10 protein-coding genes are annotated in these 17,562 nt (G+C 61.4%); 4 read left to right on the plus strand and 6 right to left on the minus strand.

What is annotated here, in order from left to right; translation table 11 throughout:
- The first annotated feature begins 2 nt into the window (after positions 1-2).
- Positions 3-2,522, plus strand: coding sequence for an excinuclease ABC subunit UvrA (uvrA, locus tag AC19YS_RS27410; protein ID WP_500603085.1), 2,520 nt, complete (start codon positions 3-5; stop codon positions 2,520-2,522).
- 54 nt (positions 2,523-2,576) lie between these two features.
- Here the strand turns inward: uvrA and tkt are convergent, their stop codons facing one another.
- Positions 2,577-4,634 (minus strand): transketolase, encoded by a 2,058-nt coding sequence (tkt, locus tag AC19YS_RS27415; protein WP_124417872.1) that lies wholly within the window; start codon positions 4,632-4,634, stop codon positions 2,577-2,579.
- 175 nt (positions 4,635-4,809) lie between these two features.
- Between tkt and AC19YS_RS27420 the strand changes: the two genes are divergently transcribed.
- Complete coding sequence (locus AC19YS_RS27420) at positions 4,810-5,034, plus strand: DUF465 domain-containing protein (RefSeq protein WP_106579897.1); 225 nt, start codon at positions 4,810-4,812, stop codon at positions 5,032-5,034.
- 156 nt (positions 5,035-5,190) lie between these two features.
- Here the strand turns inward: AC19YS_RS27420 and hglS are convergent, their stop codons facing one another.
- Positions 5,191-6,567: a 2-oxoadipate dioxygenase/decarboxylase HglS gene (hglS, locus tag AC19YS_RS27425; RefSeq protein ID WP_500603086.1), complete on the minus strand. Its 1,377-nt coding sequence runs from the start codon at positions 6,565-6,567 to the stop codon at positions 5,191-5,193.
- A gap of 290 nt (positions 6,568-6,857) precedes the next feature.
- On the opposite strand from hglS, the gene AC19YS_RS27430 reads away from it, so the two are divergent.
- The gene (locus AC19YS_RS27430; protein WP_500603087.1) at positions 6,858-8,267 is read left to right on the plus strand and encodes an OprD family outer membrane porin; all 1,410 of its coding nucleotides are present in this window, start codon (positions 6,858-6,860) and stop codon (positions 8,265-8,267) included.
- Positions 8,268-8,414: 147 nt separating this feature from the next.
- The gene (locus AC19YS_RS27435) at positions 8,415-11,048 is read left to right on the plus strand and encodes an MGH1-like glycoside hydrolase domain-containing protein (protein WP_500603089.1); all 2,634 of its coding nucleotides are present in this window, start codon (positions 8,415-8,417) and stop codon (positions 11,046-11,048) included.
- Positions 11,049-12,349: 1,301 nt separating this feature from the next.
- Here AC19YS_RS27435 and nuoN read toward each other — a convergent pair.
- Genes nuoN through nuoK form a run of 4 tightly spaced genes read right to left on the minus strand, consistent with a single transcriptional unit; the run spans position 12,350 to position 17,561 of the window.
- Entirely contained in the window at positions 12,350-13,813 is a 1,464-nt protein-coding gene (nuoN, locus tag AC19YS_RS27440) for an NADH-quinone oxidoreductase subunit NuoN (RefSeq protein ID WP_106579876.1), read from the minus strand.
- 7 nt (positions 13,814-13,820) lie between these two features.
- Positions 13,821-15,353, minus strand: a complete 1,533-nt coding sequence (nuoM, locus tag AC19YS_RS27445; RefSeq protein ID WP_106579875.1) for an NADH-quinone oxidoreductase subunit M — start codon at positions 15,351-15,353, stop codon at positions 13,821-13,823.
- A gap of 49 nt (positions 15,354-15,402) precedes the next feature.
- Positions 15,403-17,256 carry an NADH-quinone oxidoreductase subunit L gene (nuoL, locus tag AC19YS_RS27450; protein WP_119736278.1) on the minus strand — a complete coding sequence of 618 codons (1,854 nt, stop codon included), beginning with the start codon at positions 17,254-17,256 and terminating at the stop codon, positions 15,403-15,405.
- A complete protein-coding gene (gene nuoK, locus AC19YS_RS27455) occupies positions 17,253-17,561 on the minus strand; it encodes an NADH-quinone oxidoreductase subunit NuoK (RefSeq protein ID WP_003219560.1) in 309 nt (102 codons plus the stop codon). The genes nuoL and nuoK overlap by 4 nt, the downstream gene beginning before the upstream one ends.
- Position 17,562: the final 1 nt, after the last annotated feature.

The raw sequence follows: 17,562 nt of genomic DNA on the forward strand, positions 1-17,562 counted from the left end.
TCATGACTTCACAGCGCAACATCCCTCCTGTCACCGGCCAGCACCTTGGCTTTGTGCAAGTGCGCGGCGCTCGCGAACATAACTTGCGTAACGTCGATGTCGACATTCCGCGGGACGCCCTGGTGGTGTTCACTGGCGTCTCGGGCTCCGGCAAATCATCCCTGGCGTTTTCCACGGTGTACGCCGAAGCCCAGCGTCGTTATTTCGAATCGGTAGCACCTTACGCACGGCGCCTGATCGATCAGGTCGGCGTGCCGGATGTGGATTCCATCGAGGGTCTGCCGCCGGCCGTGGCCCTGCAGCAGCAGCGCGGCACGCCGAGTGCGCGCTCTTCGGTGGGCAGCGTCACGACCTTGTCGAGCCTGATCCGCATGTTGTACTCGCGTGCCGGCAGTTATCCGCCGGGCCAGGCCATGCTGTACGCCGAGGACTTTTCGCCGAACCTGCCCCAGGGCGCGTGCCCGCAGTGCCATGGCCTGGGCCGGGTGTATGAGGTGACCGAGGCGCTGATGGTGCCCGATCCGTCGTTGACCATCCGCCAGCGTGCGGTGGCGTCGTGGCCGTTGGCGTGGCAAGGGCAGAACCTGCGCGACATCCTTGTGACGCTCGGCTATGACGTGGACATTCCCTGGCGCGACCTGCCGAAAAAACAGCGCGACTGGATCCTGTTCACCGAAGAAACCCCGACCGTGCCGGTGTACGCAGGCTTCACGCCCGAACAGACCCGCGCGGCCTTGAAGCGCAAGCTCGAACCCAGTTACCAGGGCACCTTCAGCGGCGCGCGGCGCTATATCCTGCACACCTTCACCCACACCCAGAGTGCGCTGATGAAAAAGCGCGTCTCGCAGTTCATGCAGGGCAGCGCCTGCCCGTTGTGCGAGGGTAAACGCCTGACCCGGGCGGCGCTGTCGGTGAAATTCGCCGGGGTGGATATCGGTGAGTTGTCGCAACTCTCGCTGTCGCAGTTGGCGGAGTTGCTGCGGCCGGTCGCGGCGGGGCAGGACAAGATGAAACTGTCGGTGGAAAAACGCCTGGCCGCCCAGCGCATCGCCGAAGATTTGCTTGAGCGCGTGAGCACCCTGATCGAGCTGGGCCTGGGTTACCTGTCCCTGGAGCGCAGTACGCCGACGTTGTCATCCGGCGAGCTGCAGCGCCTGCGCCTGGCCACGCAATTGGGCTCGCAGTTGTTCGGGGTGATCTATGTGCTGGATGAACCGTCGGCGGGTCTGCACCCGGCGGATGGCGAAGCGTTGTTCACCGCGCTGGAGCGCTTGAAAGCCGCAGGCAATTCGCTGTTTGTGGTTGAGCACGACCTGGAAACCATGCGCCGCGCCGACTGGCTGATCGACGTGGGGCCGGCTGCCGGCGAGCATGGCGGGCAAGTACTGTACAGCGGCCCGCCCGCGGGCCTGGCGGATATCGAGGCGTCGCAGACGCGGGAATATCTGTTCGCCGAGCGGCGCCCGCCGAGCCAGTCGCGCCGTGAGCCCACCGGTTGGTTGAAGCTCGAAGGCGTGACGCGCAACAACCTCAATGACCTGAGCGTGGACTTCCCACTGGGGTGCTTTACGGCGGTGACGGGTATTTCGGGCTCGGGCAAATCCAGCCTGGTCAGCCAGGCGCTGCTGGAACTGGTGGGCGCGGGGTTGGGCCGTGTGGTGGAAGCCGACGAAGAACCCAGCCTGGAAGACGACACCCCGCAAACCAGCGGCGGGCGTATCAGTGCGGGTCTGGAGTCGATCCGGCGCCTGGTACAGGTAGACCAGAAACCCATCGGCCGAACGCCGCGCTCCAACCTTGCGACCTACACCGGGCTGTTCGACAACGTGCGCAAACTGTTCGCCGCCACACCGGCGGCGAAGAAGCGCCACTATGACGCCGGGCAGTTCTCCTTCAACGTCGCCAAGGGCCGCTGCCCCAATTGCGAGGGAGAGGGATTTGTGAGTGTCGAGTTGCTGTTCATGCCGAGCGTGTATGCGCCGTGCCCGACTTGTCACGGTGCGCGTTACAACCCTGAGACCCTGGCGATCAAATGGCAGGGGTTGAGCATTGCTCAAGTGCTGGGGCTGACGGTGGAGCAGGCGGTGGAGGTGTTTGCCGAGCAGCCTGGGGTGCTGCGCTCGTTGCAGGTGTTGCGCGATATTGGCCTGGGGTATTTGCGGTTGGGCCAGCCGGCCACCGAGCTGTCCGGCGGTGAGGCGCAGCGCATCAAGCTGGCGACCGAGCTGCAACGCAATGCACGAGGCGCCACGCTGTATGTCTTGGACGAACCCACCACCGGGTTACACCCACGTGATGTGGACCGCTTGCTCAGCCAGCTGAATCATCTGGTCGAGGCGGGGCACACGGTGGTGGTGGTAGAGCACGAGATGCGCGTCGTGGCGCAGAGTGACTGGGTGATCGATATCGGGCCGGGGGCCGGCACGCAGGGCGGGAAGGTGGTAGCCAGTGGCACGCCGCAGAAGGTGGCCAAAAGCAAGGTCAGCCGCACTGCGCCGTTTCTGGTACGAGAACTGACTTAACTGCCCATCAGGTCGAAATGCGCAAGCGGGCCAGCCCGCTTGCGCATTTTTTTATCAGGATTTAGCCAGCTGTTCCTTCGCCAGCTTCACCACATTCTCTGTGGTAAACCCAAACTTTTCCTGCAACTTGGCCAACGGCGCCGAGGCGCCAAAGGTGCTCATCACCACTTTCGCGCCGGTCTGCCCGACGTAACGGTCCCACCCCAGCGGGCCGGCTTGTTCCACGACGACCCGGGCTTTCACCGCCGGTGGCAACACGCTGTCGCGGTACGCCTGGTCCTGTTCTTCAAACAGTTCCCAGCTGGGCATCGACACCACTTGCGCGGCAATGCCTTCGCTTTTCAACTGCTCATAAGCCGCAACCGCCAGGCTGACTTCACTGCCCGTCGCCAACAGCAGGACTTCAGGGTTGTCCGCGCCCGCCAGGACATAAGCGCCCTTGGCCGCACCGGACGCCGGTGCGTATTTCGTACGATCCAGGGTCGGCAGCGCTTGACGCGACAGCACCACGCAACTTGGCCGATGGGTCTGCGCCAGCGCGACCTTCCACAGTTCCAGGGTTTCATTGGCGTCGCCGGGTCGCAGGGTCAGCAGCCCTGGCGTTGCGCGCAATTGTGTCAGGTGCTCGATGGGCTGGTGCGTCGGCCCATCTTCGCCAACGCCAATGGAGTCGTGGGTAAACACAAACACCACCGGCAATTCCATGATCGCCGCCAGGCGGATCGGCGGTTTCATGTAGTCGCTGAACACCAGGAAGGTCGAGGTGTAGGGGCGCAGGTACGACAGCGCCATGCCATTGGCAATCGCGCCCATGGCGTGCTCGCGGATGCCGAAGTGCAGGTTGCGCCCGCTGTAATCATCGGCACTGAAACGCCCGGCGCCATCAAAGGTCAGGTTGGTCTTGGTCGAGGGCGACAAGTCTGCAGAGCCGCCAAGCAGCCACGGAATCTGTTGGGCAAAGGCATTCAATACCTCGCCACCGGCTGCACGGCTGGCGACGCCTTTGGCGTCGGTGTCGAAGCTGGGCAGTTCATCCTGCCAGTGCTCGGGCATTTCGCCCGCGCGCATGCGGCGCAGTTCATCCGCCAGTTCCGGTTCGTACTGTTCCAGCTGCGACAAGTGGCGGGTCCATTCTTCATACTGCGGCTGGCTGCGCTCAAGCAGCGCATCGCGCAGCACGGTGCGGACCTCGTCGGGCACCAGGAAGCTGGAATCCTCGGGCCAGCCGTAGGCCGCCTTGGTCAGCCGGATCTCATCGGCACCCAGCGGTTCGCCATGGGCGGCGGCGGTGTTGTGTTTGTGTGGCGAGCCGTAGCCGATCACGCTGTCGACCACAATGAGGGTCGGTGCGCCGGTGTTGGCCTTGAACGTTTCCAGGGCGCTGCTCAAGGCTTGCAAGTCGTTGGCATCGGTGACGTGCAGAGTGTGCCAGCCGTAGGCCTGGAAGCGCTTGATCACATCCTCACTGAACGCCAGTTCGGTATGGCCCTCGATGCTGATGGTGTTGTTGTCGTAGATCCAGCACAGGTTGTCCAGCTTCAGGTGCCCGGCAATCGAGGCCGCTTCGCTGCTGATGCCTTCCATCATGTCGCCGTCGCCGCACAGGGTGTAGACGCTGTAATCGAACAGCACGGTGCCATCGCGGTTGAAACGCTGGCCCAGCCAACGCTCGGCCATGGCCATGCCGACACTGTTGGCGCAACCCTGGCCAAGGGGGCCGGTGGTGGTTTCAACGCCGGTGGTCATGCGGTACTCGGGATGGCCCGGGGTCTTGGAACTCATCTGCCGGAACTGCTTGATATCGTCCAGGCTGATTGCCGGCTGGCCGGAGCGCTTGCCTTGAGCATCGATCTCCACCACACCGGCCAGGTGCAGCAGCGAATACAGCAGCATCGACGCGTGCCCCACTGACAACACAAAACGGTCGCGGTTAGGCCAGTCGGGATGCTGCGGGTGATACCGCAGGAAGCGGCTCCACAGCGTGTAGCCCACTGGCGCCAGGCCCATCGGCGTGCCGGGGTGGCCGGAGTTGGCCTTCTGCACGGCATCCATGGCCAGGGTGCGAATCGTGTTGATGCATTGGGTGTCGACAGCAGTGGCAGCGTGATTCATGAAACCGTTCTCCCTCGGGTGGCGATCTACAGTGGAGGGCAGGGCGTGGCAAAGGTTTGATCGCATCGCCCGCATTACGACGAACGGGGATGTAATGACCCGGGACATGACAAGACCCCCCGCAATGGGCTAGCTTCAAACGCGTAGGCCATTGATCAACTTGCGGAGGTACTCCATGCCAGTGAAACACGACCTGTATCAGGATCTGGGTTTGACCAAGGAAGTCGTTCACGAACGCAGGAGGGGCGATGACCGTTTGAACACGCTGCTCGAGCAATACGACGCCGCCGACAAGGAGGTGCTGGCTTTCGAGTCTTCAGGCGGGGCTGACGAAGAACTGGAAAAACTGAAGAAGAAGCGCCTTTTGGTCAAAGACAAGATTGTGCAGCAGTTGGTGTAGTTGCAGTCCGCGCTCCTACAGGGCGCGGACATATTTGTTCAGAATTGTCTGAGGGACAGAGCGCTTTTCACTGTCTATCATGCGCACCGCCCACCCGGCTCTGGGGACTGTTGCGGCGCAAGGATTGCGCTGGTGAGCCGGGTGGGCACTTTCATTTCATGCCTGCAGCGCCTGGATGCATTCATCCATCGAGCGCTGTTGCGTCTCGCTGTACAGCTTCAGCTCATCAATCGTTCGGCAGCCCAGTGCTTTCTCGAATTCGGCCTGGTTCGAATTCGCCGCATAGTGACTCTGCGCCGCATCCCCAAGATTGGACTGAAAGATCCCCGCCGCACTCACCGGCAGAAAATCCTCATACACCAGCGGTTCCACGTCCACATGGCCCGCAGCAATCCGCGCCTGGAGTGTGTCCGGTTGATTGGCTTGGCCGCGCGCCGCCAGGCCTTGCTCGGTCACGAAATAGCGAAAGTACGCCAGCCCTTGCTCGCGCATCTGGGTGTGGTTATCGGGGAATGCCTTGAAGTGCTGCGCCATCAACTGCACATAACGCGCGGCGTTGGCCTCGTTCGGAAAGGCGCCCAGTTCGTCACGCGCAGCGTTCAGCAGCTGGTCGTACAGGGCGCGGCCTTTGGGCGTCAGCGCGACGCCGCGTTGTTCGATTTCGCCGAAGCGCGCGCTGTGGCTGCCCTTCGCGTCGGTGAAGGCGATCGGCTCGTCCAGCGCCTTGAAGCTGGTCTGGCGTAGCAGGATCGGGCAGTGGCGACGCGGCGGCCCTTCGATCACGGCCTTGGGGGTGATGCCTTTGCCGGGCATGGCGGCCTGCACCTGGTCGATGTCGAGGGTGCGCGGGGTCAGGTGATTAATGTGCGGGCCCTTGAACGCGACCACGTCGGCGATCAGGCGATGCTGGTCGCTCAGTTGCTGGTATTGCGCGCCGGTGACGGTGGCGGTGTGGTGCCAGCGAAAGGTTTCCAGGGCTTGGCGAATAAATGCCTCGGCGTCGTCGGCGTTGAGGCCGCCGTCGCGTTCCGCTTGCTCGATCAACGCCAAGGCGCCAGGGGTGAAGATGTTGCGTTGGGCCAGGGCGTTTTCGGCAAAGGCGCGCAGCTCAGGGTTTTCAATCAGTTCCAAGCGCAGCAGTGAGGTAAATACACGGAACGGGCTGGCTTGCAGTGAGCGTTCATGCACGGCGCGAAAGGCAGTGGAATGCACCGGCACGCCAGCGGGCGTCAGGTCGTAGTAGCCCACCGGTTGCATGCCCATCACGGCAAAGAGGCGGCGGATGGTTGCCAGTTCCATGGCTGTGCCCAGGCGAATGGCGCCGTGGCGTTCCATGTCCAGACGCTCGATTTCACCCGTGAGCTGCAACTGCCGGGAAAGCCCGGAATCACTGGCCAACACCCGGGTATTGGTCTCGGCCACCAGCGCCATTAGCGCCCCGTACAGCGGAACTTCATCTCGGTACATGCCGGACATGGCTTTGGAAAAGCCTTTACGGATGTCGTCGGGGCTGACATGTGCGGTGGTTGGCATAGAAAAATTCCTGATGGCTAGGGGCGTGAACTTGGCCTATCGCTGGATTTTGTTGAGCTTGAGCCAGTGTTGCAAACGAAGAATCCTCTGGACTTCATTCTGCAAATGAATGAGATGACGTGAATATGACAAAAAACGCTGGCGGCGAAATTTCATTTTCACCGGCACTTTTCTAACAAATTCTTCACGAGGTGCGCCCCGGTCCTCATGAAACAATCGTCACGTTTGTAGGGATGAAAACGCCGTTTTGCACACAACGCACATAAAAAAATGTTTAGGGGCTGTCACACATGAAAATTTCTACACTGGCGTTATCCATCACCGCTGCATTGCTCGCGCAACACGCCTGCGCTGATGACTTCGGGCTCGGTTCTCTGGGCACGGGCACAGGTCACAGTGGCTTTCTTGAAGACAGCCACGCCGCCATCAGTTCGCGGACCATGTACTACAGCGCAGACAACCGCTCGGGGACCAGCAACGATCTGCGCGAAGCTGCGACATTGCTGCGCTTTGACTACAAATCTGGCTACACCCAAGGCACCCTTGGTGTCGGTTTCGACGTCATGGCGTTCGGCGCCTTGCGTCTTGATGGTGGCGATGGCCACGCCGCAGGCCCAGGGCTGGCGGGGAACGGCAACAGCTTCTTCCCGACCAAGAACAACGGCACCGAACCGGCCGACAGTTTCGGTCGCGCCGCCGGCAACGTGAAATTCCGTATTTCCCAGACCGAGTTGCACGTCGGCGGTGGTTTGGCCCCGGTGCTTCCTATTCTGGTCTCCAACGACAGCCGTGTTGCGCCACAGACCTTTGACGGCGGCATCCTCACCTCCAGCGACATTCCGAACGTGACCTTCACCGGCGGTGAGCTGAACAAGACCGAAGGCCGTGCGTCCAGTAACTCCACGGGCCTGAGTGTGGCTGGCGGTACGCGCGACAGCGACAGCTTCAAGTTCGGTGGTGTGGACTACAAACCGTTCGGCTCGTCCGACAACGCCATCGCGAAAAACCTGACGCTGCAGTACTACTACGCCAACCTGCAAGACTTCTACAAACAGAACTATTTCGGCCTGGTCCACGTGTTGCCGTTGGGCAATGACCAATCGTTCAAGACTGACCTGCGCTACTTCGACAGCACCAGCGACGGCAAGAATGGCGAAAGCGGCTACGCGTTCAACAACAATGGTGGCTACGCCAAGCATGCTGGCGAGGTGGACAACAAAACCTACAGCGCCGCGTTCACCTACCAACTGGGCGGCAGCAGCCTGATGCTCGGCCACATCGGCGTGAGCGACGACGGCGGCTTCGTCTGGGTCAACCAGGGCAGCCTCGCCGACCCACAGCAACAAGGCGCGGGCGGCAGCGACTTCTACCTGTTCACCGACGCCGTGGTTGGCCAGTTCTCCCGTGCGGGCGAGCAAGTTAACTTTGGTCAGTATTCGTATGACTTCAAGGCCTACGTACCCGGCCTGAAAGCTTCGGTGGCTTACCTGGACGGTACGGACATCAAGTCCAAAGTCGCCGGCGGCCCTGACCAGAAAGAAAATGAAACCGACTTCCGCCTGGATTACGTCGTGCAGGCAGGCCCGCTCAAAGGCTTCGGCACCACCTTCCGGACCGGTACTTATCACGGTCACAACACCGGCACCGCGGATCAGGATCAAACCCGCCTGATCTTCAACTACACCTACGCGATCTTCTAAGCACGCTCGCACGTTTACCGCGTTGAAAAAACCGAGGCCGCCTGATCAGCGGCCTCTTTTTTTTGCCGGGGTGGATGAGACTTCATGTGCATCCGAGCGGGGATGGGTTCTACACTGCCCGTCACTGTGTCAGTGATGGAGGACCCAATGACGGCCACACCCGTAACCAACATCCTTGAAACGATTGAAGGCCAACGCCTGGCGACGCCAGAGGCCGAGCATTGGCGCGAGTGGGGCCCGTACTTGAGTGAACGCCAATGGGGCACGGTGCGCGAAGACTACAGCGCAGACGGCGATGCCTGGGCCTACTTCCCGCATGACCACGCGCGCAGCCGCGCCTATCGCTGGGGCGAAGATGGCCTGGCCGGTTTCAGCGACAAGGCGCAACGCTGGTGCCTGGGCCTGGCTCTGTGGAACGAGCGCGACACGATCCTCAAGGAGCGGTTGTTCGGCTTGAATAACGCCGAGGGCAACCACGGTGAAGACGTCAAGGAGCTGTACTTTTTCGTCGACGGCGTACCCAGTCATGCCTACATGCGCATGCTCTACAAATACCCGCATGCGGCCTTTCCCTACGCCGACCTGACCACCGAGAACGCGCGCCGTGGGCTTGCGGATGCCGAGTACGAAATCCTCGACACGGGCGTGTTCGAAGACAACCGCTACTGCGATGTCAGCGTCGAATACGCCAAGCATCAGCCCGACGATATTTTCATGCGCGTCACCGTGCATAACCGCTCGGACCAGCCGACGCGCCTGCAGGTGTTGCCCCAGGTGTGGGCGCGCAATGACTGGAGCTGGACCCTGGATGCGCCCAAGCCGCAGTTGCGCCTGGACGGCGAACAGGTGCTGGCCCGTCATCATGAACTTTCCGATCGCCACCTCAGCGCCTGGGGCCAGGACGGGGTGGAGTGGTTGTTCTGTGAAAACGAGAGCAACTATCAGCGCCTGGACGGGCAACCGGCACCCGGGCCGTTCAAGGATGGCATCAACGATTACGTGGTCGATGGCGTGCAGTCGGCGATTCGCCGCGATGCGGGCACCAAGGTCGCCGCGCGTTTCATCCTCGAACTGGCGGGCCTTGAAAGTAAAAGCCTGTACCTGCGGTTTGCGCCCACCGATGCGCCGCAGATCAACGCGCGCAAGCTGTTCGAACAGCGCCGCGAGGAGGCCGATCAGTTCTACGCGGCCTTGCAACACGGCATCAGCGAGGAGGATGCGCGCAATGTGCAGCGCCAGGCCCTGGCGGGTTTGCTGTGGTCCAAACAGCTCTACTATTTCGACGTGAACCAGTGGCTCGACGGCGACCCTGCCCAGCCGGCGCCGCCGCCCGAGCGCCTGCACATCCGTAATACCCATTGGCGGCACCTGTCCAACTTCGACATCCTCTCCATGCCCGACACCTGGGAATACCCGTGGTACGCCTCCTGGGACCAGGGCTTCCAGGCGGTGGCGATTGCGCTGATTGATCCCGGGTACGCCAAGCAGCAATTGTTGCTGTTGGTGAAGGACCGCTTCATGCACCCCAACGGCCAACTGCCGGCGTATGAATGGCGTTTTGACGATGCCAACCCGCCGGTGCATGCCTGGGCCAGTTGGCGGGTGTATCAGCAGGACAAGGCGTTGACGGGTGTCGGCGACATGGATTTTCTGGAGCGGATTTTCCACAAGCTGCTGCTGAATTTTTCCTGGTGGGTCAATCGCAAGGACGCCGAGGGCCGCAACCTGTTCCAGGGCGGGTTCCTGGGCCTGGACAACATTGCCTTGTTCGACCGCTCGGCGACCTTGCCGCCGGGTTACCAACTGGATCAGGCCGACGGCACGGCGTGGGTCGCGGCCTACGCGCTGGACCTGATGCGGATCGGGCTGGAGCTGGCAAAGCGCAATGTCGTGTACGTCGATATTGCGGTGAAGTTTTTCGAGCACTTCCTGTACATCGCCGGCGCCATCAACCGCGTCGACGACAGCGCCGAAGGGCTGTGGGATGAGCAGGACCTGTTCTTCTACGATGTGCTGCACCGCCCCGACGGCCAGAACGAGCCGGTGCGCTTGCGTTCCATCGTCGGCCTGATGCCATTGTTTGCCGTGCTGGTGCTGGAGCAGCGCGAACATGAAGGCCTGGAAGGCTTGCGTGAGCGGCTGCTGGGGTTCATGCATCACCGGCCGGACTTGGCCAAGTTGGTGTCGCGCTGGAACGAGCCGGGGCAGGGCAATCGCCTGTTGCTGGCGCTGTTGCGTGGCGAACGGACCAAGGATTTGTTGCGCCGCATGCTGGATGACCAGGAGTTTCTATCAGGCTTTGGTGTGCGGTCCTTGTCCAAGGCGTTTGCCCAAGAGCCACTGGCGCTGAAGATGAATGGCGACACCTTGTGCGCGCGTTACCAGCCGGGCGAGTCGGACTCACGGTTGTACGGCGGCAATTCGAACTGGCGCGGGCCCTTGTGGATGCCGGTGAACTACATGCTGATCGAATCGTTGCGCGAGTTTCATCGCTACTACGCGGATAACTTCTCGGTGGAGTACCCGACGGGGAGTGGATATCTGGCGTCCCTTGAAGAAGTTGCAGACGGCCTCAGTCAGCGTCTGACGCGATTGTTCCTGAGGGATGAGGACGGGCTGCGTCCGTCGATGGCGGGGTATGCGCAGTTGGAAGCGGACCCGGCCAGTCGCGACCTGGTGCTGTTCCATGAGTATTTTCACGGGGAGACCGGACGCGGTCTGGGCGCCTCGCATCAAACTGGCTGGAGTGCGTTGGTGGCGCTGCTGTTGCAGCCTCGTTAGGGCACGCTCCATGGCTGGGGGCACGGGGCGTCTCGGGCCACGATTGGAGGCTCAGGCCGCCGCGGCTGGGCTTTTGATCCAACCACTCCAACCGGGTACAGCCGACAGACGGCGATGCTCTGTCTTTCTGTGGGAGCTGGCTTGCCTGCGATGCAGGCAACTCGGGACATCAGGTACACCGAATTGATGCCATCGCAGGCAAGCCAGCTCCCACCTTTGATTGAGTTCAGCCTCCAGAATCAGGTCGGCTGCCAGGCCGCCTTGGCTGTGCTTTTGATCTAAACACTCCAACCGGTTTCAGCCGCCAGACGGCTGTGCTCTGTTTTCTGTGGGAGCTGGCTTGCCTGCGATGCAGGCAACTCGGTCTATCAGGCCCACCGGGTTGATGCCATCGCAGGCAAGCCAGCTCCCACCTTTGATTGAGTTCAGCTTCCAGGATCAGGTCGGCTGCCAGGCCGCCTTGGCTGTGCTTTTGATCTAACCACTCCAACAGGGTACAGCCGCCAGACGGCTGTGCACTGTTTTTCTGTGGGAGCTGGCTTGCCTGCGATGTAGACAACTCGGTCCATCAGGTACACCGAGTTGATGCCATCGCAGGCAAGCCAGCTCCCACCTTTGATTGAGTTCAGCTCTCGGGATCAGGCCGGCTGCCAGGCCGCCTTGGCTGTGCTTTTGATCCAACCACTCCAACTGGGTACAGCCGCCAAACGGCTGTGCTCTGTTTTTCTGTGGGAGCTGGCTTGCCTGCGATGCAGGCAACTCGATACATCAGGTACGCCGAGTTGATGCCATCGCAGGCAAGCCAGCTCCCACATTTGATTGAGTTCAGCTTCCAAGATCAGGTCGGCTGTCAGGCCGCCTCGGCTTTGCTTTTGATCCAACCACTCAGGTCGGCTACCAGGCCGCCGTGCTCTGCTTTTGATCTTGATCTGCTTTTGACTTTGATCTTAGGCGCCCCGTTAAACCACGCTGGCCGAACGCAGGTTTGAATCCGTGGGTAACCCGGCAGGACGCCGGGTTAGCCGTGTTGGGCCATGGATGGCCCGTCACGGCGGCCCACGGATTCAAGCCGGAGTGAGGGCACACCGAGCCCAGGCGAGGTGCCGAGTGGTGGGGCAAGAGCCCTTTGGTTACTTTGGGGCTTTTCCAAAGTGACCCGCCGTCAGGGCGGAACCCATACCAGCCCTAACCCAAATACCGGACATGTACCAAGAACTCCAGACACCTCGCCCAACACATTCCCCCAAAACGCAAAACGGCGCCCGAAGGCGCCGTTCTGTTTACTGCATAGACCTAAGCGATCAAACGCCCAGTACCGCGTGCTGCACCAGGGTGAGCAACGGTTGTGGGTACACACCCAGGAAGAAGGCGAGCAGGGCGATCGCCAGCAGCATCACGCCACCGGCTTTCTGTTCCCAGTGCAGCTCAGCGTCCACACGGCGCAGGTTTGGCTCGATCAAGTACAGGGTGACCATCACGCGCAGGTAGTAGAACACGCCGATGGCGCTGCCCAGTACCAGGGACGCAACCAACCACCATTCGTGCGCTTCAACACCCGTAGCAACGATGTAGAACTTACCGATAAAGCCTGCGGTCAGCGGAATACCGGCCAGCGACAGCATCATCACCGTGAGCACGGCGGTCAGGTACGGACGGCGCCAGAACAGGCCGCGGTATTCGTACAGGGCGTCGGCGTCACGGCCTTTGAACGGCGAGGACATCAGCGTGATCACGCCGAACGCGCCGAGGCTGGTGATCACGTAGGTGACCAGGTACACACCCATGGCTTCCACGGCCAGGCCTTTGCTCGCCACCAGGGCGATCAGCAGGTAGCCGAAGTGGGCGATGGACGAATAACCGAGCAGACGCTTGAGGTTGTTCTGCGTCAATGCCAGCAGGTTACCGAACAGGATCGACGCAATGGCGATCACGGTCAGCACGTTGCTCAGCACGCCGGTGTTGGCAGCAGGCGAGATCTGGAACAGACGCACCATCACCGCAAACACCGCAACCTTGGAGGCCGTGGCCAGGAACGCAGCCACCGGCGCCGGGGCGCCTTCGTACACGTCCGGGGTCCACAGGTGGAAAGGCACCAAGGACAGCTTGAACGCCAGGCCGATCAGCATCATCGCCAGGCCCAGTTGGGCAATCGGCGCAGGCATGCTGGTGGTGGCCAGGGCGTGACCGATACCGGTGAAGCTCAGGCTGCCGGCTTCTGCATAAAGCAGGGCCATACCGAACAACAGGAACGCGGAACCGGCGGCCGACAGCACCATGTACTTGATGCCGGCTTCCAGGGAACGCTTGTTGAAGAAGGCGTAGGCCACCAGGCCGTAAGTCGGGATCGACAGCAGTTCCAGGCCGATGAACAAGCCGGCCAGGTGCTGCGCGCTGACCAGCACGATACCGCCGGCCGCAGCCAGCAGGATCAGCAGGTACAGCTCTTCCTTGTTGCCCGGGTAGCCCGTGCCGCCTTCGCCGAGGTAGGCGTGGGCGAGGGTCACGCACGCCAGTGTGGCGACCAGGATCAAAGCGATGTACAGCAGCGCGAAGTCATCGATCATCATCAGCGGGGTGACCGCCAGTGGCGCAACCTTGAGTGCCGGGATAATCGACAGCAGGGCCAGGTTCAAACCGGCACAGGACAGCAGGAACGTTTGCGAGTGATTGCGGCGCCAGGCGATCGCCAGCATCACCACCACAATGGTGAGGCTGGTGATCAGCAGCGGCGCAAGCGCGATAAAGTGTTGGATCGTGAATTCCATAGCGCTCTTACCGTGCCGAAGCGAGTTGAGTGAAGGCGGTGCCGAACCACTGCTGCACGCCATGCATCGTCGCGGCAGAAGTGTCCAGGAACGGTTGCGGGTACACGCCGATGTAGATCAGCAGCACCGCAAGGCCGAGCACCATGATCAGTTCGCGAGCATCCATCCCGTGCAGGACGGTGTCGGACTTGGCCGGACCGAAGTACGCACGGTGGATCATGATCAGCGAGTAGACCGAACCGAATACCAGGCCGGAGGTAGCGATGGCGCTGATCCACGGCGTGTGCACGAACGAACCCATCAGGATCAGGAACTCGCCGATGAAGTTACCGGTGCCCGGCAAGCCCAGGGACGCGGCGGCAAAGAACAGGCTGATCGCCGGCAGGTAGGCGATGCGCGACCACACGCCACCCATTTCACGCATGTCACGGGTGTGCAGGCGCTCGTACAGCTGACCACTCAGGATAAAGAGGGCTGCGGCCGAAACACCGTGGGCCAACATCTGGATCACAGCGCCTTGCAGCGCCAGTTGGCTGCCGGAGTAGATGCCGATCAGTACGAAGCCCATGTGGGAAACGGACGAGAAGGCAATCAGACGCTTGATGTCGGTTTGCGCAAAGGCCAGGAACGCACCGTAGAAGATCCCGATCAGACCCAGGGTCATGGCGATCGGCGCAAACTCGGCCGAGGCATTCGGGAACAGCGGCAGGGCGAAACGCAGCAGGCCGTACGCAGCGGTTTTCAGCAGAATACCGGCCAGGTCCACGGAACCTGCGGTCGGCGCCTGGGCGTGAGCGTCAGGCAACCAGGAGTGGAACGGCACCACCGGCAGCTTCACCGCGAACGCGATGAAGAAGCCCAGCATCAGGATGTACTCGGTGGTCAGCGACATCTTGGTTTTCAACAGGTCGGCGTAGTTGAAGGTAATCACGCCGGTGTTGTTGAAGTTGACCAGTACCAGACCCAGGATCGCCACCAACATGATCAGGCCGGAAGCCTGGGTGAAGATGAAGAACTTGGTCGCCGCGTAGATCCGGGTTTTCTTGCCGTCCGAAGAACTGTGACCCCAGAGCGCGATGAGGAAGTACATCGGCACCAGCATCATTTCCCAGAAGAAGAAGAACATGAACAGGTCCAGCGCCAGGAACACGCCGACAACGCCGCCCAGAATCCACATCAGGTTCAGGTGGAAGAAGCCCACGTGACGCTGAATCTCTTTCCAGGAGCAGAGTACCGAGAGGATACCCAGCAGGCCGGTCAGCAGGATCATCAACAGCGACAGGCCGTCGAGGGCCAGGTGCACGTTGATGCCGAAGCGCTGGATCCACACGTGCTTGAATTCAAGCGCGAAGGTGGGATCGACGCCCGGTGCCGGAGCAAATGAATAGTCGCCATGCGCCCACAGCCAAAGGCCGAGTGCGAGTTCCAGGGACATGGTCAGCAACGCAATCCAGCGGGGGAGGGTGGCGCCGAAGCGTTCACCCATCCAGCAGAGCAGGCCGCCGATAAAGGGGATCAGGATTAGCCAGGGCAGAATCATGACGGGCTCGTTTCCTTTCGCAAGTTCGCAAAGTACGCAATGTTCATAGTCAGACCGCTACCACAACGATGGCGCCGATCACCAGCACGGCACCGACGGCCATGGAAGCTGCATACCAACGCAGCTGGCCAGTCTCGCTGCGGCTCAGGGCGGTGTGACCGGCCTTGGCAGCACGCGGGATCAAACCGATGGTTTGGTCGAGCGGGTCTTTGCGCAGAATGTGGCTGATAGCAAGGTATGGCTTGACGAACAGCTTGTCGTAGATCCAATCGAAGCCCCAGGCGGCGAACCACCAGGCCGACAGGAAACGGCCAATGCCGCTGTTGGCAACCGCCGTCACGAAGCGACGCTTGCCCAGGAACAGCAGTGCCGCCAGCAGGATACCGGCGATGGCGATGGCGCCCGAGGCGATTTCCAGGCTGTGCTTGGCAGCGCCGCCGGCATGGCCGGCGCTTTCCGGCAGTACGCCGGCCAGTGGCGGGGTGATCATGGCGCCGATGAAGGTCGACAGGATGATCAGCACCGACAGTGGCAACCAGTGGGAGATGCCGTGGCCTGCGTGTGCTTCGGTCTTGGCTTCACCGTGGAAGGTGATGAAGATCAGGCGGAAGGTGTACAGCGAGGTCATGAAGGCACCGACCAGGCCTGCGTACAGCAGGTTCTGGTTACCGCTGGCAAAGGCTTCCCAGAGGATTTCGTCTTTGGAGTAGAAACCTGCGGTCACCAACGGCAGGGCCGCCAGAGCGGCACCGCCGACGATGAAGCTGGCGTAGGCCAACGGCAGTTTCTTCCACAGGCCACCCATCTTGAAGATGTTCTGCTCGTGGTGGCAGGCAACGATCACCGCACCGGAAGCGAGGAACAGCAGGGCCTTGAAGAAGGCGTGGGTCATCAGGTGGAAGATCGCCGCGTCCCAGGCGCCAACGCCCAGTGCCAGGAACATGTAGCCGATCTGGCTCATGGTCGAGTAGGCGAGGATACGCTTGATGTCGGTCTGCACCAGCGCGGCAAAGCCGGCCAGTACCAGTGTCACGCCACCGACCAGGCCCACCAGGTGCAGGATTTCCGGCGCCAGGGTGAACAGGCCATGGGTACGCGCGATCAGGTAGACACCGGCGGTTACCATGGTTGCCGCGTGAATCAGTGCGGAAACGGGAGTAGGGCCAGCCATCGCATCCGCCAGCCAGGTTTGCAGTGGCAGTTGCGCAGATTTACCGACCGCGCCGCCCAGCAGCATCAGGGTAGCCAGGGTGATCCAGAAGTCACCGACCTGGAATTTCTGCGGCGCCAGCACCAGCAGTTCCTGGATGTTCAACGTGCCCACTTGTTGGAACAGGATGAACAGGCCGATGGCCATGAACACGTCGCCGATGCGGGTAACGATGAACGCCTTGAGTGCCGCGTTACCGTTGTTGCGGTTGCTGTAGTAGAAACCGATCAACAGGTACGAGCACAGGCCCACGCCTTCCCAGCCGAAGTACAGGAACAACAGGTTATCGCCCAGCACCAGAAACAGCATGCTGGCGATAAACAGGTTGGTGTACGAGAAGAAGCGCGAGTAGCCCGCTTCACCGCGCATGTACCAGGACGCGAACAGGTGGATGAGGAAGCCCACACCGACCACCACGCCGAGCATGGTGATCGACAGGCCGTCGACGTAGAGGGCGAAGTTGGGCTTGAAGCCGTCCACCGACATCCACTGCCACAGCACCAGGGTGTAGTGGCCGCCTTCGGGTGGTGCCACGTTGAATTGCCAGATGACGTAGGCAGCGACAATCGCCGACAGGCCAATGGAACCCACACCGATCAGGGCAGACAGGTTTTCCGACCAGCGTCCACGGGAGAACGACAGCAGCAGGAAACCGATCAGGGGAAATACGAAAGTCAGAAAGATCATGTTCATCCGCGCATCTCACTGGCAGCGTCGATATCAAGCGTGTGGAAGCGACGATACAGTTGCAGCAGGATCGCCAGGCCAATACTGGCCTCGGCGGCTGCCAGGCTGATCACCAGAATGAACATGACTTGTCCATCCGGCTGGCCCCAACGGCTACCTGCCACGATGAAGGCCAGTGCCGCAGCGTTCATCATGATTTCCAGGCTCATCAACACGAACAAAATGTTACGGCGAACCATCAGGCCGACCAGGCCAAGGCAGAACAGGATGCCGGCGACCGCCAGACCATGCTCCAAGGGGATAGCAGGCATC

This window comes from Pseudomonas sp. MF08831 (assembly GCF_059862645.1).